Genomic DNA, 23,476 nt, shown 5'->3' with positions numbered 1-23,476 from the left:
TTTTCTTTCTCCATCTAAGTTATTTTATCTAAATTTGTAGCATAGAAACGAACAAGAGAAGATATATTTATGAGAGTTGGGCTCTTTATTCCATGTTACGTCGATGCGCTCTTTCCGCAGGTTGGCGTAGCAACTTATAAGCTTTTGCGAAAGCTTCATTTAGATGTAGTCTATCCCGATCGGCAGACCTGCTGTGGGCAACCAATGGCAAACGGTGGCTTTCAGCGCATGTCAAGTCACCTTGCAAAGCGGTTTGAGGATAAGTTTAATGAATTTGATTATGTGATAACACCAAGTGTATCTTGCGCTGCCTTTGTGCGTGTTAATTACCCACAAATACTTGATCATGAGTGTAAGACCCCTAAAAAAACAATGGAGCTGGTAGAATTCCTACATGATATTTTGAAAGTAAAGGAACTTCCTGGGAGTTTCCCTCACGTTGTTTCTGTCCATAACTCCTGCCATGGTGTTCGTGAGTTAGGGCTTAGTGCACCTTCAGAAATACAAGAGAAGCCTTTCAATAAGATTATTGATTTGCTGAAGCTCAAGGAAGGTATTACGGTAAAAGAGCCTAATCGCAAGGATGAATGTTGTGGCTTTGGTGGTATGTTTGCAATAGAAGAGCCACGTGTCAGTGCTGCTATGGGTAATGACAAGGTGAAACGTCACATGGAGACAGGTGCTGAAATTATCACAGGTTCTGATAGCTCTTGCTTAATGCACATGCAAGGTGTGGCGGCAAAGAGGCATTATCCTATAAAGTTCATGCATGTAGCTGAGATCTTAGCTGCTGGTTTTTGATATATATAATAAGGTGATAGAAGAGCAAAAGAGTTATGTCAACATATCATTCAAAGAAAGCAAAAGAGTTTCTGAAAGACCCTAAGAAGGTGGCACAACACGACCGCACATTCTGGTCGGTGCGTCAGAAGCGAGATGCGGCAGCAGCAGAATTACCTGAATGGGAGGACTTACGCGAGCATGCAAGCCGCATTAAAGCGCATACAGCGACCCATTTAGCAGATTATTTAGAGCAATTCTCTAATAGTTTGGAGCGCAATGGTGTCATCGTACATTTTGCTAAAGACGCACAAGAGTTCAATGAGATGGTCTATGGAATACTTGAGTCTCATAAAGTAAGGAAGCTTGTTAAGTCAAAATCAATGCTTACCGAGGAATGTGAGATGAATCCTTATCTTATCAAACGAGGTATCAACGTGATTGAATCCGACCTTGGCGAGCGTATCTTGCAACTCATGCATTTAAGGCCAGCACACATTGTTATGCCTGCAATCCACCTGACGCGCGATGAGGTGGGGGAGATGTTTGAGGAAAAAGGAATATCTCATGAGAAAGGAAACCATGACCCTGCTTATCTCACACGATGTGCACGTGAGGATTTGCGTGAGGACTTCATGGATGCTGATGCTGGTCTGACGGGGTGTAACTTTGGGGTTGCAGCAACGGGCGATTGTGTAGTTTGCACCAATGAAGGTAATGCTGATATGTCTACCTCAGTGCCTAAATTGCATATCGTAGCCATGGGCATTGAGAAAGTTATCCCTGATTATGATGCCTTGGCAGTATTTCAGAGACTCCTTGCCCGTAGTGGTACAGGACAGCCCGCAACGTCTTTCACCTCTCAATTCCGCAAACCTCGTCCGGGTGGAGAGATGCATGTTATCTTGGTAGATAATGGTCGCTCGGATATCATAGCCAACCCAGAACACTGGGAGACATTAAAGTGTATTCGTTGTGGAGCATGTATGAATACCTGTCCAGTCTATCGTCGTTCGGGTGGTTATTCATATAGTTATTTCATTCCAGGACCTATTGGTGTCAACCTCGGTATGCTAAAGAGTCCAAAGAAACACAGCGGTAACGTGTCAGCATGCTCATTGTGTTTGAGTTGTGATTGTGTGTGCCCTGCAAAGGTTTCTCCAGGTAGTCAGATCTATCGTTGGCGCCAGAGTTTAGAGAAATATGGTACAGAGAATAAGGAAAAGAAGGTGATGGCAGAGGGTATGAAGGCTGTTTATGAGAACTATCATATATATGATGCTTTGCTTAGAAATTCGTCAGTTGCCAACCACATACCTAAGTCATTGATGGATATAAAGCTAAATCCTTGGAGCATTGGACATACTATGCCACAATTTGCCAAGAAGCCTTTCCACGTTATCTTTAAGCAAGCAATGGAGGAATTGAAGCATGAATAAGGAAGAACTATTAGGCAAACTGCGTCGTAATACCATGCATCAGTTTGACATGCCAGAGGCTTCTATTGATGGTATCAAGTATGAAAATACCATCGAACAATTCATAGAGACGAGTCACAAAGTAGGGAGTGAAGTCATTGAAGCAAAGGCTGGAGAAGACCTCAACGAACTAATCCGAAAAGCTTATCCAGAAGCTCAAGTATTAGCGTCAAACGTAAAGGGTATTAAGGTAGACCTTAATCCTGACATGGTTTCAGAAGCGCAGGATCTCAACGGAACAGACGTCGGTATCGTTGAAGGAGACATTGCTGTGGCAGAGAATGGATGTGTTTGGGTACCACAAACAATGAAAGAAAGAGTTGTTTGTTTTGTTTCCGAGAACCTCGTAATACTTGTTCATCGTGACAAAATTGTTAATAATATGCATGAAGCCTATAGGAGAATCCACATGACCGAATATGGTTATGGATGCTTCATATCAGGTCCGAGCAAGACAGCAGATATAGAACAAGCACTCGTCATGGGTGCTCAGGCAGCAAGAGGAGTTACTGTCATAATTGTGGATTAAACGTTAATTATGTCAAAAACATAAATATAAAAGGTTGGTACAATATGTTTCCAACTTTTTTTATTAACTTTGCATACCGTAGAGAAGGATATAAAATATAACAGATTTAATAAACAAAATAAGTTATGAAGATTGAAAAAGTACATGCTCGCGAGATTCTTGATTCACGTGGCAATCCTACAGTTGAGGTTGAGGTAACCCTCGAAAATGGTGTAATGGGTCGTGCAAGTGTTCCATCTGGTGCTTCTACTGGTGAGAATGAGGCTCTTGAGCTTCGTGATGGCGACAAGAATCGTTTCTTGGGTAAGGGCGTCCTCAAGGCTGTTGAAAACGTAAACAACCTTATCGCTCCAGCATTGAAAGGTGATTGCGTACTCAATCAGCGTGCTATCGACTACAAGATGCTCGAACTCGACGGTACTCCAACTAAGAGCAAGCTCGGTGCTAACGCCATCCTTGGTGTTTCTTTGGCAGTAGCTCACACAGCTGCTAAGGCATTGAACATCCCATTGTATCGTTACATTGGTGGTGCTAATACTTATGTATTGCCAGTACCTATGATGAATATCATCAATGGTGGTGCTCACTCTGATGCACCTATCGCTTTCCAGGAGTTCATGATTCGTCCAGTTGGTGCTCCTACTGAGAAAGAAGGTATCCGTATGGGTGCTGAGGTATTCCACGCACTTGCTAAGTTATTGAAGAAGCGTGGTCTCTCTACTGCAGTAGGTGATGAAGGTGGTTTCGCTCCTAAGTTCGATGGTATCGAGGATGCACTCGATTCAATCATTCAGGCTATCAAGGACGCAGGTTACGAGCCAGGTAAGGATGTTAAGATTGCTATGGACTGTGCTGCTTCAGAGTTCGCTGTATGCGAGGGTGGCAAGTGGTTCTATGACTATCGTCAGCTCAAGAACGGTATGCCAAAGGATCCAAATGGTAAGAAGTTAACCGCAGATGAGCAGATTGCTTATCTAGAGCATTTGATCACAAAGTACCCTATTGACTCTATTGAGGATGGTCTCGATGAGAACGACTGGGAGAACTGGGTTAAGCTAACATCAGCTATCGGCGACCGTTGCCAGCTTGTTGGTGATGACTTGTTCGTTACTAACGTTAAGTTCCTTGAGAAGGGTATCAAGATGGGTGCAGCTAACTCTATCCTTATTAAGGTTAACCAGATTGGTTCATTGACAGAGACACTTGAGGCTATCGAGATGGCTCACCGTCATGGTTATACAACTGTAACTTCACACCGTTCAGGTGAGACAGAGGATACAACTATTGCTGACATCGCAGTTGCTACAAACTCTGGTCAGATCAAGACTGGTTCTATGTCTCGTACAGACCGTATGGCTAAGTACAACCAGCTCATCCGCATTGAGGAAGAACTCGGTGCTTGTGCAAAGTATGGTTATACAAAGTTGAAGTAAGTTCTCGCTCCTGTTAAGGGAGGGACTACATTATAATTAAGGACTATCCCACAGGGGGTAGTCCTTTTTTCTATCGCTTTTTCCATCATAAGATATTATTGCTGTCCGGTAAAACTTTTTGGGGTCTTTCGTGTTAGATAAAATATACTTAAGCTTATTATTTGTTAGAATTATCGGTTATTATAGGTCTTTTCTTTCCAAAGTAAGCGTATTGGGGTAGTGTCTTAAAAAGTGTGTGATATCTCTCTTCTTTACTTGCTTTTTTCTCATTACTTCATTGATTAAAACCGTTGTTATTTCGTTCTTAGGTTGCTCTAAATCGAGTTCGCAAAAGGGCATAAAAAAGCGAACAAAGGAAACTCCTAAAAGTCCTTTGTTTACAGGGGGTACGGCACGCTTCGCGCGCGTATGCGAGAAGAAAAAATATTTTAGTAGACGCTAGGTGCGAATGTGTGTTAGCAAATTATTTGGATTGACCAAAGATAAAGTGCAAAAAGATGCAAAGAATTGGATAATTCTTTGCAGTACTTCGTTCACTTGATATGTCATTGCTAATTCTTTCACGGCGGCAAAGGTAAGAAGAATAAATTAAAGGAGCAAGGAAAAGAAGAAAAAAAAGCCTCAACAATCGCCCCAACCAGCCTCACCACCAACCCCTCTCTGAACCAACGGTCACTGACCAACGGGAAGTAATGGAGAGGGGGAGTAAAATGTACTGTTTGCTGGGGAGGGGGCTACTTTTCCCTCGCCTTACGGGCATATTCAAACAGAGCCTGCGGTAGATGGCAATAGCCGGAGGGGTGTTTGTCAAGGTAATCTTGGTGATATTCCTCCGCTTTATAGAAGTTCTTGAGGGGCTCCAATTCAACTGCTATTTTGCCATTTACGTGCTTCTGCTGTTCGGCAAATACCTTTTTGATTACCTCCTTGTCCTTTGGATCAACATAATAAACGCCCGTTCGATACTGAGTACCACGATCGTTGCCCTGCTTGTTGACACTAGTTGGATCAATAGACTTAAAGTATAGATCCAGTAGGAACGGCAGACTGATAACCTTTGGGTCGTAAGTTATATGCACAGCTTCGGCAAATTGGGTCCCATCAGTGCATACCTCTTCATACGTGGGGTTCTTTGTTCGTCCATTGGCATAGCCTACTTCCGTTGCAACTACACCTTCTATCTGCTTGAGGTAATGCTCTGTTCCCCAGAAACAACCACCTGCTAAGTATATTTCTTTCATCGGTCTTAATAGTTTAATGTACTCCCCATAGCCTTTCGCCTTCATCTCTTCTATTGGAATAAAGCGCAGGGAAGCACTGTTAATACAATATCGTTTGCCGCCAGTTGGCGCTGGTCCGTCATCAAAGACATGCCCTAAATGAGCGTTGCCTGTTTTGCTCTTCACCTCAATACGCGTCATTCCGTGTGAGTGGTCGGCGTGATTTGTGATGAGCTTATCGCTGATTGGCTTTGAAAAAGCAGGCCATCCGCAACCAGAATCATACTTATCTGTGGAGGAGAAGAGCGGTTCGCCCGTTGTAACATCAACGTATATACCCTCTCGGAACTCGTGGTCATACTCATTGGTAAAGGGTCGCTCGGTAGCTGCATGCTGTGTGACGGCATATTGCTCGGCGGTTAGTGTGCGGCGCAAGGTGGCATCGTCGGGTTTAGCATACTTCTTTTTGGGAAAGAGAGTAGAGTCGGATTGTGCCATAGAAGTCTTTGTTTTATTCGTACATGATGATGAGCCCGTCACAAGAAAACCACAAGTTGCGGCGTTGACAAGCAATGGAAATAACAGAGTAGATAGAGTAGAAAGAAGTTTACACATGGTTGGGATGAGATTAAGTGAGTATATGGAAACTTGATTAAAAGCTGGGTGTATTAGATTGCCAACAATCAGTTAGCCTATCTGATACACCCTTATTAATCTATGAATACTTTATTGTTTCTGTAAGAAACGGTCTACCTCAATAGCAGCCATTGCACCTGTTGCAGCAGCAACAACGCCCTGACGGTAGGTTGGATCAGCCACATCACCAGCCGCATAGACGCCTTCTACACTGGTCGCAGTCGACTTCGGCTTAGTGAGAATAAAGCCATGATCGTCTAAATCGAGCTGCCCCTTGAATAGTTCAGTATTAGGTGTATGACCGATAGCAAGGAAGAATCCATCAATAGCAACATCATATTTCTCTTCGTTCTCTTCGCCTTTGAAGCGTACAAGATGCGCCCCCTCAACACCGTTCTCACCATAGAGTCCGAGGGTATTAGTATTGTAGAGGATCTCAATGTTGTCCTTTTCTGTAACGCGCTTATGCATGATCTCCGCTGCACGAAGGTAGGGTTTGCGAACGATCATATAGACCTTCTTTGCCAGACCTGACAAATACATCGCCTCCTCACAAGCTGTATCACCACCGCCAACTACGGCTACTACACGCTTACGATAGAAGAATCCGTCACATGTGGCACATGCACTTACACCCTGACCACGGTACTTTTCTTCATCAGGAAGACCAAGATACTTCGCACTGGCACCTGTAGCAATGATCAAAGTGTCGGCTTCTATCACGTTACCACGCTCATCCTCGATATGAAAAGGACGCTTGCTAAGATCCGCCTTAACGATAGATCCGTCTCGAACATCAGCCCCGTAAGCCTCCGCCTGTTGGCGCATTTCCATCATCAACTGGTTTGCGTCAATGCCTTCATGGAACCCCGGGAAGTTCTCAACGATAGTTGTGGTGGTTAACTGACCGCCTGGCTGCATACCAGAATATAGTACTGGTCGTAGATTAGCGCGCCCTGCGTAGATAGCAGCTGTATAACCTGCTGGACCGCTTCCGATTATTAGTGTCTTTACTTTTTCCATACTTCTTATTATCATGAAAAGAGTCTTCTGCATTGGACCAAAGTCTTACGAAGACTCAAGTTAATACTTTGTAATGATTACAACATCAAATAGTATGCCAAAAGCAAACGCCTGTTTATTCCATAGGAAACAAGCCAAAAAGTCGGTCATCAATCATATCTGTGACACGTTTGAAGTCTTGTTTGCTTTCAAGGAAGTTAGTTGTATCACCGTCAACTATCATCAGGTGCCCCTTATAAGTCTTTATCCAGTCCTCGTAACGTTGGTTAAGTCCACGCAAATAATCAATTCGCATGGTTTGTTCATAGTCCCTTCCGCGTTGCTGGATATGATCAATCAAGCGTGGAATGGAGCACCTTATATATATAAGGAGATCGGGCAGCTTGACCAGAGATAACATCAGTTCGAACAAGTCAGTATAGTTCTTGAAGTCTCGTTCAGACATCAGTCCCATGTCGAAAAGATTAGGAGCAAAGATGCGCGCATCCTCGAATATGGTTCGATCCTGTATGATGGTGTCATCCGAACGAGAGATTTCTACGACGTCACGAAACCTCTTGTTAAGGAAATACACTTGTAGATTGAATGACCAACGAGCCATATTTGCATAGTAATCTTCCAAGTATGGATTGTTATCAACAGGCTCGAAGTGGGCTTTCCAGCCGTACCGTTTAGCGAGCATCTTGGTTAGTGTGGTCTTACCAGCACCTATGTTTCCAGCGATTGCAATATGCATAATGATGTACAAAACCCTTGGCAGGACTCCACATATATGGATTTTCGTGCCTTGAAGGGCGTTTTTTATATTTCAGTTAATTAATTAAATGTTTATGTAAACTTGTCCTCTTAAAACAGACCAAACAAATCTCTATCTATCTTATCAGTAATCAGTCCGAAGTCTTTCGGCTTGTGTTGATAGTCGAGGTGATCGACATCAACAACCAGAACGCGACCTTTATACTTATCCGAAATGAAGTCATCATACCTTTTATTAAGGTTCTCTAAGTAGTCTAAAGGCATCTTTTGTTCATATTCACGACCCCTCTTTTCGATGTTAGAAACTAAGTGGCTGACCGAAGAACGCAAATAGATCATAAGATCGGGGAACTTAACTGCATCAGTCATATCCTCGAATAACTCCATATAAGTCTCATAGTCGCGGTCGTCAAGATTGCCCATTGCATAGTTATTCTCCGTGAATACATATACACCCTCGTATATCGAGCGGTCTTGAACGACAGACTCTCCACTACGACTAATCTCTAATAAGTCTCTAAAACGCTCTTTTAAGAAGAACACCTCCATAGCGAATGACCACCGTTTGATGTTCTTGTAGTAATCTTCTAAGTACGGGTTGTAATCAACGGACTCGAATCTTGGCTTCCAACCATAGCGTTTGGCAAGCATAGTAGTGAGTGTTGTCTTACCACTCCCGATGTTTCCTGCGATTGCGATGTGCATAACTTAATATCCACATACTGGTTTTCTCCATTCCTCCTAACCATCAAATGGAATCCAAACAAGTATGTGAATGTGATTTCTTTGTTTATATTGTCATTAAAAGAAAACGGCTTCTTAATATCGAGCCGTTCCCACACAACCATTCGGCATTTGTATATGTAACATGGCACAAATGGTCGGTGCGATATCCACGATATGTGCTTCTACATTTGAAGAACCATGCTTTACGTTCCAACCAAAGAGTAGGAAAGGAATGTGCGTATCGTATGGGAAGGGTTGACCATGCTGTGTTCCACGGAACTGGGGAGACTCCGATCCACCAAAGAACTGCGGTCTTGTCACTACTCCAATCTCACCTGAACGACCACGGAAGTAGCCATTCTCCATGCGTTCCTTTATCCATTCAGGCATGGTGACATTGGTTACTTTTTCCTCATCAAACACATATAAGAATTGTGGATCTTGCTTTAGATAATCAATAGAAGCGTCTATCACGTCCTGTTTCTTTAGACCAGCTGCATTGATAGTAGAGTCGTTTAAGAACAGTTGATAGTTATCTTCTCCCATCACAGGAGTTATGCCGAACTTCTGCTGCAAGTGGTCGTTTAAACTCTTAACTGTCTCCTTGTAGTTCCAAGCACCAGCTGGTATGCGATGCTCCCGCATATAGTTGTAGTTATGAGCAGCACCATGGTCAGCTGTCAAGAAAAGCAAGTAGTTGCCCCTACCAACCTCCTTGTCAAGCATGTTAAGGAACTCTGCTAAATCCTTATCAAGCTGCATGTAGACTGCATGATTCTCCTTTCCACGAGTAGAGAACTTATGTCCGATGATGTCAGTTGGCGATATACTCACAGTGAGCATATCGGTTTCCTTGCCCTTACCTAACCGCTCATTTCGCACTGCAGCAGCCGCCATCTTGAAAGTCATCGTTACACCTTCCAGGGTGCTTTTAATGTCGAAGTTCGGTGCAGTATGGTTCTCCTTGTTGAAGTCCTCCACCCACTTTGGTAGACTATTCATGTAGAAGCTCGATGTGACAAAATGCCCTGCCGAGGTGTCCCACCAGTATGCTCCGTCTGCCGCGTGACCTGCTGGAAGGATGGAAGCGCGGTCTTTCAATGCCACTCCTATTACTTTCGAGCGGAAGTCAGTAGCAATTTGTAACTCATCACCGATGGTAGATGCCAACATACGATGCGGACTCATCTGCCCCTCTTTACTATCAGAACCAACGCTCTTCACCGATGGGTCAGCACAACAATAGACACTCTTATCATTCTGATAGAAGTAGTTTCCCGCGATACCAGTGATAGCTGGAACCGAACCAGTATATATAGAACTGTGTCCGATAGCCGTTACTGTGGGGGCATAGTTTATATGAGTATTCTCAAAGGAGAAGCCCTCGTTGAGTAGTCGGCGTAGACCACCAGTGCCGTATTCATTATAATAATAGTAGAGGTAATCCCACCTCATTTGGTCGACAACAAGCCCTACCACCAACTTAGGTCGTTGAATCTGTGCATTCGAAGAGACCGCTATGAGCAGTCCAACCATTAGTGTAATGAGTTTCTTCATGTTAGGTTATACGCTTAATGATGATGCAAACTTACGATAAAATTTTCGATTAATCAACTTTTTTATATACTTTTGTACGCTTGCAATTGATAATCAATTCGTATGGAGAAAACAAAGAATATCATTGTTGCGGATAATCAAGATATAACGCGCGTAGGCATGCTTTACATCCTTGCTGACATGCAACTGGAATCGATCTCATCGGTTGAGACGAAGGCAGAACTTATGTTTCTGTTGAGGCAAAAGCCTGAATCTATTGTTATACTGGACTATACGTTGTTTGATATCAACAGCTCTTCTGACTTGCTAATCATTGCTCAACGTTATCCGAAATCGTATTTCATCTTATGGAGCGAAGACCTTAGTGTGGACTTCATACGTAACTTGGTGAACACAGAGAGTCGAATAAGTGTACTCTTAAAGGATACTAAACTATCAGAGATAAAGCAGTGTATTGAATATAATCTGCACGGTAATCACTATCTCTGCCAACATGCCGCTAACATGCTCTTAGCACCTGTTGCAATACCAGAAAAGGAGAGAGTCCGATTGACGAAGACGGAAATTGAAGTGCTAAAGGATATTGCTTTGGGAATGAAAACACGTGAGATTGCCGAAAAGCGTATATCCTCTTTCCATACAGTAAACACTCACAGAAAGAATATCTTTCGCAAGATTGGGGTCAACAATGCCCACGAAGCCACTCGTTACGCTATACGTACAGGATTGGTGGATGCGGCAGAGTATTATATTTAAACAGTCTAACTCTTATTGATGATATAGATTCCCAGTGCCGCAAGGAAGCCTGCCACCACATATTTTATATAGAAGGTCTCATGCAGACATAGGCATGAGGTGACAGCACCAACGACAGGGATTAGTGAGTTATAGATGGCTACCTTTCCCACAGGGTTGCATGTGAGTAGCTTGTTATAAAGCGTAAATCCCAACGTACTAATTGCTATTAAGAGTAAGAGATAAATCCCACCTAAGACAGAGACGTTCGGTAAGGTTGCCCCCATGAGTAGCCCCGGTATGACCAATAAAGTGCCACCTAAAGCCAGACTATAGCCTGTCCCAACAAACACATCGACTCTTTTTCCCAGTCCCCGAATCATCAATGAGGCAGAAGCACCGCATAGGGCGTTGAGGATAATCATGCCATCTCCCAGCCAAGTAAAGCTCCCGCTCTCGGCACCTCCTATGTTTAACGATAAGATACCAGCGAAACCAACAACGCAACCAATAATCTTCTTAATGGTCATGTGGTCACTTTTGAAGAAGATACAAGCGAAGATAACGACAGAGAAAACGCTCAACGAGTTGAGAATGGCAGCCCTTGAGCCTTCACTATGGGATAATCCAAAGTAGAAGAAAGCGTAATGTAAAGTTGTATTCAACAAACAGAACACGAGGATATACCACCAGTCTGCAGACTTCCTAACCGCAAAGTTGCGTTGCTTTCCACCAGCTATTGCCAAAATGATAAGCCCCGATAAGCAGAAACGAATCCCAGCAAAGAGCATCTTCGAACCTGTCATATCGGGCGTAATAGCGAACTCCTGCATCCCTAACTTTATCAGTGGATAGGCCCAGCCCCACGCTATTGCAGCCGTTAAAGCGAATATTGTCACCCATAAGGGACGCTGAAATATACTGGTTTTATTTGTCATCTCTTACCTTAAATATTGTCTATTACACGTTACGTGAATCTCTTTTCGCCTGCAAAGGTACGTAATTTTTTATGAGAAGTGATTAATGGAAGCTAACAAGAAGAGGCTTTCTTCATTTCCAACTACAACTAACCTCGTGTCGAAGCAACGCCACAGCGTAGGGACAGACGTCCTCGTCTGGAAACCCCACCCAGCCTCCCCCAAGGGGAGGGGAGCCAAACGGGAGCGAGTTAGGATGGTTCTTTCTATCCAAAAAGATGCCTCAAAGTAGGGACAGACGCCCTCGTCTGTCCGCCTTTCCATCCATCAGTAACACTCCATTAGGCAACATCCCTTCCCTAAAGAGGAGTGTGGGGAGGCTTTTATTGCTTGCGTTCTGGCGGACAGACGAGGGCGTCTGTCCCTACAGGTTTGTATCTTTTCCATTTAAGGAGGGCGTTTCTTTGTATCAAAGAGAGGCTTTCTTCATTTCCAACTACAACTAACCTCGTGTCGAAGCAACGCCACAGCGTAGGGACAGGCGTCCTCATCTGGAAACCCCACCCAGCCTCCCCCAAGGGGAGGAGATCCAAACGGGAGCAAGTCGGGATGGTTCTTTCTATCCAAAAAGATGCCTCAAAGTAGGGACAGACGCCCTCGTCTGTCCGCCTTTCCATCCATCAGTAACACTCCATTAGGCAACATCCCTTCCCTAAAGAGGAGTGTGGGGAGGCTTTTATTGCTTGCGTTCTGGCGGACAGACGAGGGCGTCTGTCCCTACAGGTTTGTATCTTTTCCATTTAAGGAGGGCGTTTCTTTGTATCAAAGAGAGGCTCTCTTCATGGCAAGGAGACGCCCTCTTCAAAGTGAAAAGGGCGTCTCTTCACATCGAAGAAACGCCCTCTTTGTTAGCAGATGGTACTATTCACGCCCCTCTCCATTCGGAGAGGGGGCGGGGGTGAGGCCTCTCCTCCTTACTTAAACGTGCGCTTCCCCTCGTGAGTAACAGGCTTGACGATGATTTCACGTTGCTTAGCTTGTGTGAAAATCTTCGTTGCAACCTTCGCAATATCTTGTTCTGTGAGGGTCTTGAAGATAGGTTCTGAACTAGAGCTATCCGATGGTGACAACTCCTCACCAGTCTCTGCATAGACATTCAGAAGTCCCATCCACAATGAAGGATCAGCTGTGTTCTGTTGTGCATTAGCATCTTCCTCTTGTACAGCTAATGGTACCATCGCTGCCTTGAAATCGTCAGCACTTATGCGACCTGCCTTGACATCCTCAATAAACTGATATACTAACGTGAGGACACGATCGATATGCTCCGCTGCAGTAGAGAGGTGGATGCTTAGGTTCTCACTTGCTTCTGGCTGCGAATTATAAGTACTTTGCACACCAATCGTATAAGTGAGATGTTCCTTCTCACGCAACACATCGAAGTAACGACGCTCCAACAACGCACGCAACACCTCTAATGCAGCCTGCTCACGATCGCTTAGTTTCTGTTTATTCGAGTATGAGATTTCAATTTCAGCCATGCCTCCGTCGGTCTCAGTCTCAAAGGTATGCTTGATGACAGGGGCACTCGCTGCAAAGTCAAGTGGCGTCACTGACGTTACAGCTGGCTTACCCGAACCCTTGAGCGAAGCGATATATCGTGTGATTAACTCCCTTGCTTTCGCCTCTGGAATATCGCCCATCAGACAATAAGTGAAGCCTGATGCATCGCCTAAATGCTTTTGGAACTGCTCTGCAAGTTGGTTATATTGCATTGAATGGAAGAACTTTTCATCCTGACGAGGGTTCAACGCGCTTACTGGATAGAGCAACTGACGGATAGAATCCTGCACTGCCTCCATACCACTCAATGGTCGGTTGTCATAGAGATAAACGCTGCGTTGGATGTACTTATCGAATGCTGCCTTTGAAAAGTTCTGTTTCGACAGAACGAGATGAAGGTATCCGAAGAAGTCATCAGCGTTTGCAACAGCTGCAGAACCACCTATTCCGTCACTGTAATCCTCGAGTGATAGGGATAGATTCAGGTCTTTCCCTTGTAGCCATTGGGCAAGTTGATTGCGGTTATAGTTATATACTCCCGACTGCATTAAGAGTGAGCGCATAGCCGTATAGTTGGCTAGCTCTGTTGCAGGAACAACCGATTTGCCACCGATGGAAGAGCCTGCAAAGAAGAAGCGACCCTTTGCTTCAGGTACATACTTATAGATGACTCGTGCGCCATTACTTAGTTTCCACACCTTCGATTGGAGCTTCTTTAATGTCGTCTCACTGGTTATCTTCCCTGGAACGAGATTATAATCAATGAGGTTCGTGATAGGTTTCACGTTAGCAGCCTGCGCCAAATCGTTGTTGGAAGAGGCATTCTTTAGAGCAGTATTAAACTCGTCTTCGGTGATATTCATCTCTTCCTTCGACTTTGAATAAGTAACGAAAGCAAGGTTCTTATCATCGAGTAAGTTCTTCAACCACGCATTGATATCGCTCACCTCAAGCTCTACTAAGGTCTCAAGGTTGCGACTAATCTGTGAACGGAAGTCTTTTACAGGAATACCATAGAGGTAGTTTTGGCGGAAGAGCATTAAGGCGTTATCAGGAGTTCCTAATCCCTTTGCCTCCAAAACATCCTTCATTCCGTTGTACATCGCCTCTTTCTCGGCATTAAACTCCGCCTCGGTAAAGCCCTTGTCACGAAGGTTAGCACGCACGGCAAGCAACTGCTGCAAAGCAGCTTGTGCCTCCCCCTGATACGGAACCATGTCCCATGCCATTTGTGAATAGTCTCTCACCAATGGAGAAAGGCTCAAGTCGGCAGCAATAAACTTCTCTTTATCCGCATTCTTCAGCATTGCGAACCGCTTAGGAGCAAGTGTATTGAAGAACTTAGTGAAGATGAATTGACGGGTGCGAGCCTCTTCCTGTGCATTACCTGGCATCTCATAGCGTTGGTAAAGACCAAAGGATGCACTCTTATTCTCGGGGTCGATGAATCGAAGATAGAGTGGCTTGTCATTCACGGGAATGTTCCGAACCTGCGTATCAACGGCTGGTGCGAGCTTATTCGGTAATGTTTTGAAGATCGACTGAATCTTTGCTTCAGTCTTATCAAGGTCGACATCGCCTATAACAGCTATGAATTGGAGGTTAGGACGATACCACTTATCATAGAAAGCCTTTACCTGCTTCTGCTGAAAAGACTGTAAGAAATCAAGCGAACCAATAACATTGTGCGTTGCATAACCCGACTGGTTATAAACGACAGGAGCAATGGCATCGGTCAAACGGCGGTTCACGCCAGCACGATGTCGCCACTCTTCAAGGATGATACCACGCTCCTTCTCCACATCTTGTGGCGTGATTTTAATACCATGACACCAGTCACGAAGAATCCACAATACCTTGTCATTGAGTTCGTCGTTAGTACTTGGTACGTTGTGAATAGCATACCTCGTATCATCAACCCCCGTAAAGGCTTCGAAGTCATTGAGGTTATTCTTGCGGAGAAAAGACATCACTCCTGTAGGGAAATGATCGGTTGTGTTGAAGGCTAAATGCTCCAAGACGTGTGCCAAACCCATCTCATCTTTATTCTCCATGATGGCTCCCACGTTTTGATAAAGATAATATTGAGCATCGCTACTTGCCGATCCGTCATTATATATATAATAGGTGAGACCATTCGGTAAGGTGCCCTTTCGCAAGCCTTTCATCTGTGCATGAGCAGGCGAAGAGACACCAAACAGAAAGCTCACGAGTAGGCACATAGCCACGCTCGTGAGGTTCTTTATGATGTTTCTAAACATATACATTCTTATTTTTCAAGTAGTTCGAGGGTAGAGAGCTTATGCTTAATTGCACTTTGCAACATCGCTTGTGGCATCTCCATATTCTGTAGTGTGAGGGTCTCAGCAAAGGCTTGGTTGTAATACTCGCGAGCCTTCGCATAGTTCTTCAACTCACGATATGAGTCGCCAATCATTACCATGTAATTGACGCGATCCATAACTGCATTCTCTTTTTCGAGGGCTTTCTCTGACCACTGAATAGCTACTTCATGGTGCTTAGGTTTCAACACCTTGCCTGCAGCCATGTATAGATTCTGGGCAGCCTTACCATAGTCAGCAGCCTGAACATTGCCTTTCATCTTGTCGAAGTAAGTCTGCATAGCCTTGATATAACCGTCGACATCCTTATTCTTATATAGGTTGAAGAGGGCATCATTATAGAGTTTTGTCTTCTCATAAGGCGTGATCTCAGTTAGACCAATTACACTGTAAGCCTTTGCATACTTGCCTTTTACATTTTCAACATAGTCCTTGTACTTAGCATTACCATCCTTTGCTAAGTCTTCCGCAAAGCCATCATTCGCCTCAACGATATAGTAGGCAGGAGCCTTACCAACCGCTTTTGTCCAATCGTCGAGATGGTCATTGATGAGATCAACTATGTATTGCTTGTGTTCCTTATCATCGTCTCCCTCAAGTGCAAGAATAATCTTGTAATCATTCTCATTGATAAGTTTTAAAGGTGCTTTAGCGGTGATGTAGTTCTTATACAACTTCTGCAAACGGGTAACCCACTTGTCGGCTTCCATTCCTTCTTGCGCTTGTAAGAAAGAAGGAGCTTTGAGAAGGAGTTGCTGCTGGACGTCGAGATCATTGTTATCAGCCTTATATTTCTCATAAAGAGCTTCAAAGCTAATACTCTGACCAGCGGCTATCTTCGCTGCATCCAATAGCTCATCTTTATTCATTGCACCCGTATTCACCGATATTGCCTTTCCTTCAGGTGAGATGAAAGCAACCGTTGGGTAGGCAACGACCTTATAGTTCTTTGCAATGTTGACATTGTCTCCCTTCTCTGCATCCAGCTGTATGCTAACGAAGTGTTCATTGAAGAACTTGCCCACTTCCTCTTGTGTGAATACAGTCTTAGCCATCTTCTTACAAGGTACACACCACACTGCATAAAAGTCGACAAAGAGCACTTTATTCTCTTGCTTAGCCTTTACAAGGGCATCATTAAAGGTTCCCTGAAAGAACTGAATACCCGTTGTTCCCTCTTGCGCAAAGCTTTGGAGGGTGAAAGCAATGAGTGTAACGAGCACTAAGAAATATCTTTTTATTCTCATAATATGTGCTATTTTAAATAATAAAACATTGATTTACGATTAGTAAATAGGTAACTCATCATCTGTCACAACGACCTTGAAGATGTCTTTCAACAATGCCTCGTGATCCTCGTTATAGACTTTCAAGGTGAGAAGATAATGTCCGTTGGTCAACTGCTTAGTTGCTTTTAAAGAGACAATGACCTTTCCGCCCACAACAGATATCTCTCCTTCTTTATATAACTTCATAAAGAGTTCGCCTGCTGCAGGCGTATCTGCCTTCACACTGGCCAGTTCGAAGTTAATAGGATTGGTACCTGCTACACCCTGAATACTCGTTGATACGAAGGGTTGTTGCTCTATATATCGATCAGAGGTAGGGTCGATATTATGGAAAACATTGATGGAGTCTGGTGCAAAAGAAGCCCCCGCAGTACGGAGATAACCCACTTTCATCTTGCTGCATGACATCATTAAGCCCACAGCAAGTAAAGTTAGACAAACTAACGCTATACTATTTTTTATTCTTTTCATACCTTAAAAGTCAGTTAAACTAAAGTTATAATCAAGTGAATGAACCACTCCTGTTTGTGTTTCTATATTACAAGAAGCAACGTGAGAGGTCTTGGTTGTGGTGGGAGAAACCAAATAGATCTGTAAAGGACCAGCGTTAGGTACACCATCGTAAGACTCCCGGAAGGTATAAATCCATAGTTTCTCACCTGATGCCATAGTGAATGTTTCACCGCCTTTACCTATTGGGTTAGAGGCATCAGAAGACTTAGTACCAGTCTTGAAGTCGTCTAACATGATATGTTTATGCGGTAAGAGGCAATTCAAAATAAACTTCTTACAATCACTAACAGGTATCTCTGATACGCTTGTCATACCATTCTTATAGAGGTAACGACGAATGCTATGATTCGTTGGACCAAAGAAGGTGAAGTCCTTACCATACTGACTTGTACCTTGAAAGAGGCTTACGAGCTGTGCACGTTCAGCCATTTCGCATAACATACTCCAGTTGTAAGAATCGGTTTTGAAGTAGTCCCACATGCTTGTCTCATGTTTGCCGTTAGCAAGACCAGTATCATCAAAATTATAATCGGTGCAACTTGACATCATTCCTAACGTCAAGCAGAGTACCACAATATATATTATCTTTTTCATTATTCAACCTTTTTAGAGTTCGTAATAGAACCTATTTACTTATAAGCCTGCCAATAAGGTTTCTGTCTCAACTTGTTGTTTATGATGTGACCATCCTTATCTTGCCATGCATCTGTAGGTAATGGCAAGAAGAGAGCACCACCTTGTATATCTTGATTGGTCAATAGTTTGAACTTACCATTGAGCTCTTCTTTGACATAACCATTGCGTATGATGTCAGCATAACGAGCATCATTCTCACCTATAAACTCTTTCTCTCTCTCAAGGAAGATAGCCTTCTTCAAGCCTTCAGTATCATAGGTTGAAGGATAGAGAAGAGCACCGGCACGAGCACGAATAACGTTCAGATCGGCAATAGCATGCGCATCGTCACCCAACTTCTGATAGCATTCTGCACGCAAGAGATATAAGTCTGCCAAACGCCAATAGACGTAGTCTGCATCAATGGTACGGTAGCTGTAACCACTTGGCGAGAACTGGTCAGGATCCATGATAGCCTTGCGGAACTTGTACATAATGGCATATTCTTGTCCATCAACCTCATGGCTTGTACCCCAATCATAGAAGAATGCGTGCAAACGCTTGTCTGTTGCATCAGGGAAGAGAGCCTCAACAGTAGACTTATAAAGCTGACATGGCGTCTCTGATGGTAGGTCGGCTAAGGTCTGATCGCTCCTCACTGGCCAACTAACAAAGTTACGTGCTATCTCATTAGGAGAGGCTACATTCTCTGAACGCGTCTTATCGAAATAGAGGCTAAAGATGGCTTCTGGGTTCGGACTCTTCTCATTGGAAAGATACTGGCAAAGCTCCTCTGGCGTGCTACACAACCGATAGACTCCATCCTTACCAGCTATGACATCGGAAGCATACTTGATAGCATTCTGATAGTCAGCCTGTGCATCGTTATTTAGATGATAAAGCCCTGTTATGCTCCCTCTCCAAGCATAGATTTGCGCTAACAAGGTTGCAGCAGTACCCTTAGAGGCTGTCTGACGCTCGGTGATAGCCACTCCGTTAATGTCTTTCAACTTATCCCATGTTGGCAAAAGGTCTAATGCTTTCTTTGCATGATCAATCGCTGTGTTGAGAACATCAGCTTGTGAAGACTGGTCATAAGCCTTAATAACAGAAGAGTTCTCTGTTATAATGGCATCCCCATAACGCTGTGCTAAAAGGAAATATGCCAATCCCAATGCAAATTCGGCTTGTCCCTTGTGATAGTTTGCACGCTCTTCTGGGAGGTCCTTTGTACGATGGATATTATCTAACAATAGGTTTGATTCAAAGATAAGATCGTACAATCCCTTCCAAGAATAGTCGTTTGAAAGAACCGTCCGAGGGTTCCATTCGCGCAACTGAGTGTTCGACTGCACATTATCAGCTAGGACTCCAGCCATTGACAAGACGAAGTTACTGCCAATAGTTGTGTTGATGTAATATTGTATGGAGGTCGTTGTCGCATTCAACTCCTTCTCTTTGTTGAAAGAGTTTACGTATGTCATACTATTCTCTGGCTCGATATTGAGGTTACATGAAGAGAGTAGAGAGCATGCAAGAATAGACCCAAATATGATTTTTCGCATTGTCTTTAGAATTTTAAATTAATGCCTAAAGTAACCTTTCTGTTCAATGGATATTCACGTCCATCGTCCTTTCCTGTATAAGGATCTATCACTTCAGGATCTACTCCTGAATAGTTAGTTAAGAGGAAGAGGTTCTCTCCACTAAGGTAGAGATTAGCCTCTTTTATAAAGGTCTTCTTCAACCAGTTCTGTGGGAACTTATACCCCAGTACAAGTTGCTTAAGGCGTAAGAAGCTGATAGTCTCTATGTTTGAATCAACGTTACCATCAAATTGTCCAATGTAATCCTTGTCTGCGAACTCCAAAGAAGGATATTTCGCATTACGGTTGTTGGTGGTCCAGAAGTCGTGAATATTAAACTTATTCATGACAACCCCAAACTCCTTTGTGAAGCTAAAGGCACTGTTCTTGACCATGTTCATTACCTTGCGACCAAGGGTGTAACTGAAGAGTAAGTCGAGACTAAAGCCGTTCCATTCCAAGTGACTATTGATACCACCATAAGCAGCAGGGAGTGTGCTACCAGCATAATAGAGGTCTTTATCATCAATGACACCATCATAGTTCTGGTCTTTAATCTTCCTTCCACCTACACGCAAAGGGTTATTTGCTGATTGGAAATACAATGGCATCAACTTACCCGTGGCGTTACGATACATTGGAATATCCTCTTCACGCTGTACAATTCCCTCATCCTTATAAGTATAAATACCATAGACTGGACGACCAAGAACCTTATCGTTCAAGTCTTCTCCATTATAGGTTTTACGCAACATGTTGCGGTTGTGTGAGAGATTGAAGCCCACCGTCCAGTTCCACTTCTTATTGCGGATGACATCATAAGAGGCTTCAAACTCAATTCCCTCATTAGAGATTGCAGAGGCATTATCCCACATGCGAGATGCAAGGAAGACGTTACCAGGGAGGTAAGACTGCATCAAGAGTTTGCTAGAATACTTATAATAATAATCGAGCTTGAGCTTCAAACGATAATCTAACATCTGAAGATCGAGACCAAGGTCATACTGATCACTCTCTTCCCAAGTCAACTTTGGATTCGCCATGTCTTGTGGTATCAATCCGAGAGAACCGTTATAGACATTACTTTCTGACATAATACCTAAGGCTAAGTAAGGCTCTTGGAACTTCTGTCCGGACTTACCCCATGAGGCGCGAATCTTACCAAAGCTCAACCACCAAAGCTTCTTCATAAAGCGTTCCTCACTGAATGCCCAGCCTAGACCTACCGATGGGAATGTACCCCAACGAACGTCCTTTCCGAATACACTTGACCCATCGGAACGAATGGACAATTCCGCCATGTAACGTTTCTTATAGCTATAGGCTGCACGTCCCAAGAAGCTCATCATGGCTTGTTCCTGTTTATCAGTTCTGAAACTCTGAGCGGCTCTTATCGTTCCATTATCATTGAAGAGTGAAGGCCATCCTTCGCCTGCATACTTAATAGAATTGGTTGGACCACCCTTTGCAGTACCATTCAAGTTCTGCAAGAGTTCGTAGTTATAAGTCATACCTGCCATCAACTCCAACTTTTGATCATGTGGGAGAAGGAGGTTGTAAGTCAATATATTCTCTGTCTGAATATTGGTCATTGCAATGTTTGCAGCCTGTATCGCCGACTTGAGGTCATAAGTCAGATAGTCTGGCGTAAAGCTGTAGACACGTGTGAAATAATGGTCGAGAGAATAAGTTGAAGAGAACTTCAAGTTCTTAAGAATATTGTAATTGAAACCTAAACTCAATCGAACATTATAGTTAGAGTTCTGTTTATCAATATCCCGTAACTGCCTTAATGCCACACGCTCTGCCGTACTTCCCTTACCAGGAAGCAATGTTGAGGTGCGCTTCGGATCGAAGGTCAATCCTTGAGCACGCCCCGCATCGGAGCCTGCCTGTTGGGTTGCATAAGAGAGATTAATACGTGTGAAGGCACTCAACTTGGTGGAGAGATTGAAGTCAAGATTACTCAACAAGCTATAACGACGGAAGTTGGAACTAATCATGATACCAGTTTCGTCATAGACACCACCATTCACCATATAACGGAGGTTATCGGTTCCACCTGCCAACTGAAGGTCGGCTTTGGTCACACGACCTAAACGGAAGGCATATTTCCACCAGTTTGTTCTATTATTATAAAAGGTGTTCAATGAGTCTTGAGCTATAGCTGGTAAACTGCGATCGCTATTGAGCACCTGACCATTGCGCCATAAGTAGTCATACGAACCATCGTATTCTGCATCCCAACCATAGGAGTCTTTGTAAGATCCCGGATTAATCAGTCGGTCGGTTGTATAGTCATAATGAGATGTACGTTGGTTCTTTGCCAACATCAAAGCAATATCGCGCTCCCCCTTACCAAGCGTCTGTAATGGTGTGCGTGGCAACCAAGAAAGCGACTGAGAAACATTCACGCTTACCTCTGTACGCCCTGACTTTCCTTTCTTTGTAGTAATCAGAATCACACCATTACCAGCACGCGAACCATAGAGGGAAGCCGAAGCTGCATCCTTCAACACCTGTACTGACTCGATACTTGAGGGGTCGAGGGCTGACAAAGGATTGATACCCCCCGTATTCGCATTACCTGTACTATTGACAGGAACACCATCGATAACGAATAACGGACTACCATCATTCACTCCTTGTTGATTCAAAGAACTAAAGCCACGAATCGTTATTCGAGAGCCACCACCGCCTGGCGAACCGGAAAGGTTGGTAACATCAACACCCGCCATACGACCTTGCAAAAGGTTCTCAAGGCTGGCTGTCGGAGCTTTCTGCAAGTCTTCCACCTTCACAGAGGTTATCGCACCCACTTGCTCACGCGTGTTACGCTTACCATAAGCAACCACTGTCACCTCGCCCATCGTATAGGCCGAAGAAGGCAAAACAACATTCATTGGTTTACCAGCGTGATACTTCAAGTTCTTACTCTCATATCCCACACTGGAGAAGCTAATCATGCCCTCCTCCTTCTCTACAGGCATTGAGAAATTGCCATCAATATCGGCAATAACGCCCTGTGACGTTCCTTTAATCTGCACAGTGGCGAATGGAATCCCCGCCCCATCCTTGTCTTTCACCGTACCACTCAATGTGAACTGTCCCTGAGTGGCGTTCTTCATCTTAAAGACATTGATGTCCTTCTCACTCACATTATAAGTGAAAGGAGTGTGGGAAAGCAGACTTTGAACGGCTCCCAACTCATCAACCTCATCAAAAGAAATGGTCAACAGCAATGAGTCGTTCCGTACATCATCCGTGTAATTAATCTTATAATCGCCCTTCGTAGCGATAAAGTCTAAGATTTCCGCTACCCCTTTATCCTTAAAAGAAATAGAGAACTTCTTGCCAACCACCTGTGAGAAGGCTGGAGAAGTCCACGAAATCATCAAGAAGAAGGTAGCAAGGAATAGCAAAGAAGGCAATTTCTTCCGTATTCCTGACATGTGTTGGTGATACTTCATTGAATCGTTTTATTGTTTTACTAAATTATGATATCTAAATCAGGCAAGGTCGAATACTTTACTTCAATATAAAATAATAACTCCAGTCCGCCTACTTATCATCGTTAGAGAATACCCATTAGAAAGATTCCAAAACAAATGACCTGCAAATATAAACATATATTTTCACTTATCAAGTAAATGTATGCAGTTTTTTTTCATTTATAACCTTATATATGAAAGGAAAGAACAAGCTGAAACAATAATTATAAATGATTAGAGAGGAGGTAGAGACTATCAAAATGACAATTTATATCCCATAGAATTGA

The 23,476-nt window shown here is 43.6% G+C and carries 17 protein-coding genes; 5 read left to right on the top strand and 12 right to left on the bottom strand.

Annotated elements, in window-relative coordinates:
* Positions 1 to 69 precede the first annotated feature (69 nt).
* The 4 genes from D464_RS0103465 to eno all read left to right on the top strand — a co-directional run bounded on the left by D464_RS0103465 (position 70) and on the right by eno (position 4,220).
* On the top strand, positions 70 to 801 hold the full coding sequence (locus D464_RS0103465; protein ID WP_018910168.1) for a (Fe-S)-binding protein: 732 nt from the start codon (positions 70 to 72) through the stop codon (positions 799 to 801).
* 35 nt (positions 802 to 836) lie between these two features.
* Entirely contained in the window at positions 837 to 2,219 is a 1,383-nt protein-coding gene (locus D464_RS0103460) for a lactate utilization protein B (protein ID WP_018910167.1), read from the top strand.
* Positions 2,212 to 2,787: a LutC/YkgG family protein gene (locus D464_RS0103455; RefSeq protein WP_018910166.1), complete on the top strand. Its 576-nt coding sequence runs from the start codon at positions 2,212 to 2,214 to the stop codon at positions 2,785 to 2,787. The genes D464_RS0103460 and D464_RS0103455 overlap by 8 nt, the downstream gene beginning before the upstream one ends.
* A gap of 125 nt (positions 2,788 to 2,912) precedes the next feature.
* Positions 2,913 to 4,220, top strand: coding sequence for a phosphopyruvate hydratase (eno, locus tag D464_RS0103450; RefSeq protein WP_004381800.1), 1,308 nt, complete (start codon positions 2,913 to 2,915; stop codon positions 4,218 to 4,220).
* Between the two features lie 734 nt (positions 4,221 to 4,954).
* Here the strand turns inward: eno and D464_RS0103440 are convergent.
* From D464_RS0103440 to D464_RS0103420, 5 genes are all read right to left on the bottom strand, one after another.
* Entirely contained in the window at positions 4,955 to 5,938 is a 984-nt protein-coding gene (locus D464_RS0103440; protein ID WP_409371852.1) for a bifunctional methionine sulfoxide reductase B/A protein, read from the bottom strand.
* A 228-nt stretch (positions 5,939 to 6,166) separates the two neighbouring features.
* On the bottom strand, positions 6,167 to 7,099 hold the full coding sequence (trxB, locus tag D464_RS0103435) for a thioredoxin-disulfide reductase (protein ID WP_018910163.1): 933 nt from the start codon (positions 7,097 to 7,099) through the stop codon (positions 6,167 to 6,169).
* A 115-nt stretch (positions 7,100 to 7,214) separates the two neighbouring features.
* A complete protein-coding gene (locus D464_RS0103430) occupies positions 7,215 to 7,835 on the bottom strand; it encodes a deoxynucleoside kinase (RefSeq protein WP_018910162.1) in 621 nt (206 codons plus the stop codon).
* A gap of 110 nt (positions 7,836 to 7,945) precedes the next feature.
* Positions 7,946 to 8,560: a deoxynucleoside kinase gene (locus D464_RS0103425; protein ID WP_018910161.1), complete on the bottom strand. Its 615-nt coding sequence runs from the start codon at positions 8,558 to 8,560 to the stop codon at positions 7,946 to 7,948.
* 114 nt (positions 8,561 to 8,674) lie between these two features.
* Positions 8,675 to 10,138 carry an alkaline phosphatase family protein gene (locus tag D464_RS0103420; RefSeq protein WP_018910160.1) on the bottom strand — a complete coding sequence of 488 codons (1,464 nt, stop codon included), beginning with the start codon at positions 10,136 to 10,138 and terminating at the stop codon, positions 8,675 to 8,677.
* Positions 10,139 to 10,240: 102 nt separating this feature from the next.
* Between D464_RS0103420 and D464_RS0103415 the strand changes: the two genes are divergently transcribed.
* The gene (locus D464_RS0103415; protein WP_018910159.1) at positions 10,241 to 10,894 is read left to right on the top strand and encodes a response regulator transcription factor; all 654 of its coding nucleotides are present in this window, start codon (positions 10,241 to 10,243) and stop codon (positions 10,892 to 10,894) included.
* Between the two features lie 5 nt (positions 10,895 to 10,899).
* Here the strand turns inward: D464_RS0103415 and D464_RS0103410 are convergent, their stop codons facing one another.
* The 7 genes from D464_RS0103410 to D464_RS0103380 all read right to left on the bottom strand — a co-directional run bounded on the left by D464_RS0103410 (position 10,900) and on the right by D464_RS0103380 (position 23,168).
* Positions 10,900 to 11,811, bottom strand: a complete 912-nt coding sequence (locus D464_RS0103410; RefSeq protein ID WP_018910158.1) for a DMT family transporter — start codon at positions 11,809 to 11,811, stop codon at positions 10,900 to 10,902.
* A 953-nt stretch (positions 11,812 to 12,764) separates the two neighbouring features.
* Entirely contained in the window at positions 12,765 to 15,614 is a 2,850-nt protein-coding gene (locus D464_RS0103405; RefSeq protein WP_018910157.1) for a M16 family metallopeptidase, read from the bottom strand.
* An 8-nt stretch (positions 15,615 to 15,622) separates the two neighbouring features.
* Positions 15,623 to 16,942 (bottom strand): thioredoxin family protein, encoded by a 1,320-nt coding sequence (locus D464_RS0103400; protein ID WP_018910156.1) that lies wholly within the window; start codon positions 16,940 to 16,942, stop codon positions 15,623 to 15,625.
* Between the two features lie 39 nt (positions 16,943 to 16,981).
* Complete coding sequence (locus tag D464_RS0103395) at positions 16,982 to 17,455, bottom strand: hypothetical protein (RefSeq protein WP_018910155.1); 474 nt, start codon at positions 17,453 to 17,455, stop codon at positions 16,982 to 16,984.
* Between the two features lie 3 nt (positions 17,456 to 17,458).
* On the bottom strand, positions 17,459 to 18,091 hold the full coding sequence (locus D464_RS0103390) for a fasciclin domain-containing protein (RefSeq protein WP_018910154.1): 633 nt from the start codon (positions 18,089 to 18,091) through the stop codon (positions 17,459 to 17,461).
* Between the two features lie 35 nt (positions 18,092 to 18,126).
* Positions 18,127 to 19,677: a RagB/SusD family nutrient uptake outer membrane protein gene (locus D464_RS0103385; protein ID WP_018910153.1), complete on the bottom strand. Its 1,551-nt coding sequence runs from the start codon at positions 19,675 to 19,677 to the stop codon at positions 18,127 to 18,129.
* 5 nt (positions 19,678 to 19,682) lie between these two features.
* Positions 19,683 to 23,168: a SusC/RagA family TonB-linked outer membrane protein gene (locus D464_RS0103380; RefSeq protein ID WP_018910152.1), complete on the bottom strand. Its 3,486-nt coding sequence runs from the start codon at positions 23,166 to 23,168 to the stop codon at positions 19,683 to 19,685.
* Between the last annotated feature and the right edge of the window lie 308 nt (positions 23,169 to 23,476).

It is taken from the genome of Prevotella veroralis DSM 19559 = JCM 6290 (assembly GCF_000377625.1).
GTDB classification, from domain to species: domain Bacteria; phylum Bacteroidota; class Bacteroidia; order Bacteroidales; family Bacteroidaceae; genus Prevotella; species Prevotella veroralis.
Note: the sequence above shows the minus strand (reverse complement) of the source record. Positions and strands in the feature narration are given on the sequence as shown.

Excerpts from the sequence above, each read along its gene's own strand:
- D464_RS0103465 (WP_018910168.1), top strand. The coding sequence starts at position 70 with ATGAGAGTTGGGCTCTTTATTCCATGTTACGTCGATGCGCTCTTTCCG.
- D464_RS0103460 (WP_018910167.1), top strand. The coding sequence starts at position 837 with ATGTCAACATATCATTCAAAGAAAGCAAAAGAGTTTCTGAAAGACCCT.
- D464_RS0103455 (WP_018910166.1), top strand. The coding sequence starts at position 2,212 with ATGAATAAGGAAGAACTATTAGGCAAACTGCGTCGTAATACCATGCAT.
- eno (WP_004381800.1), top strand. The coding sequence starts at position 2,913 with ATGAAGATTGAAAAAGTACATGCTCGCGAGATTCTTGATTCACGTGGC.
- D464_RS0103440 (WP_409371852.1), bottom strand. The coding sequence starts at position 5,938 with ATGGCACAATCCGACTCTACTCTCTTTCCCAAAAAGAAGTATGCTAAA.
- trxB (WP_018910163.1), bottom strand. The coding sequence starts at position 7,099 with ATGGAAAAAGTAAAGACACTAATAATCGGAAGCGGTCCAGCAGGTTAT.
- D464_RS0103430 (WP_018910162.1), bottom strand. The coding sequence starts at position 7,835 with ATGCATATTGCAATCGCTGGAAACATAGGTGCTGGTAAGACCACACTA.
- D464_RS0103425 (WP_018910161.1), bottom strand. The coding sequence starts at position 8,560 with ATGCACATCGCAATCGCAGGAAACATCGGGAGTGGTAAGACAACACTC.
- D464_RS0103420 (WP_018910160.1), bottom strand. The coding sequence starts at position 10,138 with ATGAAGAAACTCATTACACTAATGGTTGGACTGCTCATAGCGGTCTCT.
- D464_RS0103415 (WP_018910159.1), top strand. The coding sequence starts at position 10,241 with ATGGAGAAAACAAAGAATATCATTGTTGCGGATAATCAAGATATAACG.
- D464_RS0103410 (WP_018910158.1), bottom strand. The coding sequence starts at position 11,811 with ATGACAAATAAAACCAGTATATTTCAGCGTCCCTTATGGGTGACAATA.
- D464_RS0103405 (WP_018910157.1), bottom strand. The coding sequence starts at position 15,614 with ATGTTTAGAAACATCATAAAGAACCTCACGAGCGTGGCTATGTGCCTA.
- D464_RS0103400 (WP_018910156.1), bottom strand. The coding sequence starts at position 16,942 with ATGAGAATAAAAAGATATTTCTTAGTGCTCGTTACACTCATTGCTTTC.
- D464_RS0103395 (WP_018910155.1), bottom strand. The coding sequence starts at position 17,455 with ATGAAAAGAATAAAAAATAGTATAGCGTTAGTTTGTCTAACTTTACTT.
- D464_RS0103390 (WP_018910154.1), bottom strand. The coding sequence starts at position 18,091 with ATGAAAAAGATAATATATATTGTGGTACTCTGCTTGACGTTAGGAATG.
- D464_RS0103385 (WP_018910153.1), bottom strand. The coding sequence starts at position 19,677 with ATGCGAAAAATCATATTTGGGTCTATTCTTGCATGCTCTCTACTCTCT.
- D464_RS0103380 (WP_018910152.1), bottom strand. The coding sequence starts at position 23,168 with ATGAAGTATCACCAACACATGTCAGGAATACGGAAGAAATTGCCTTCT.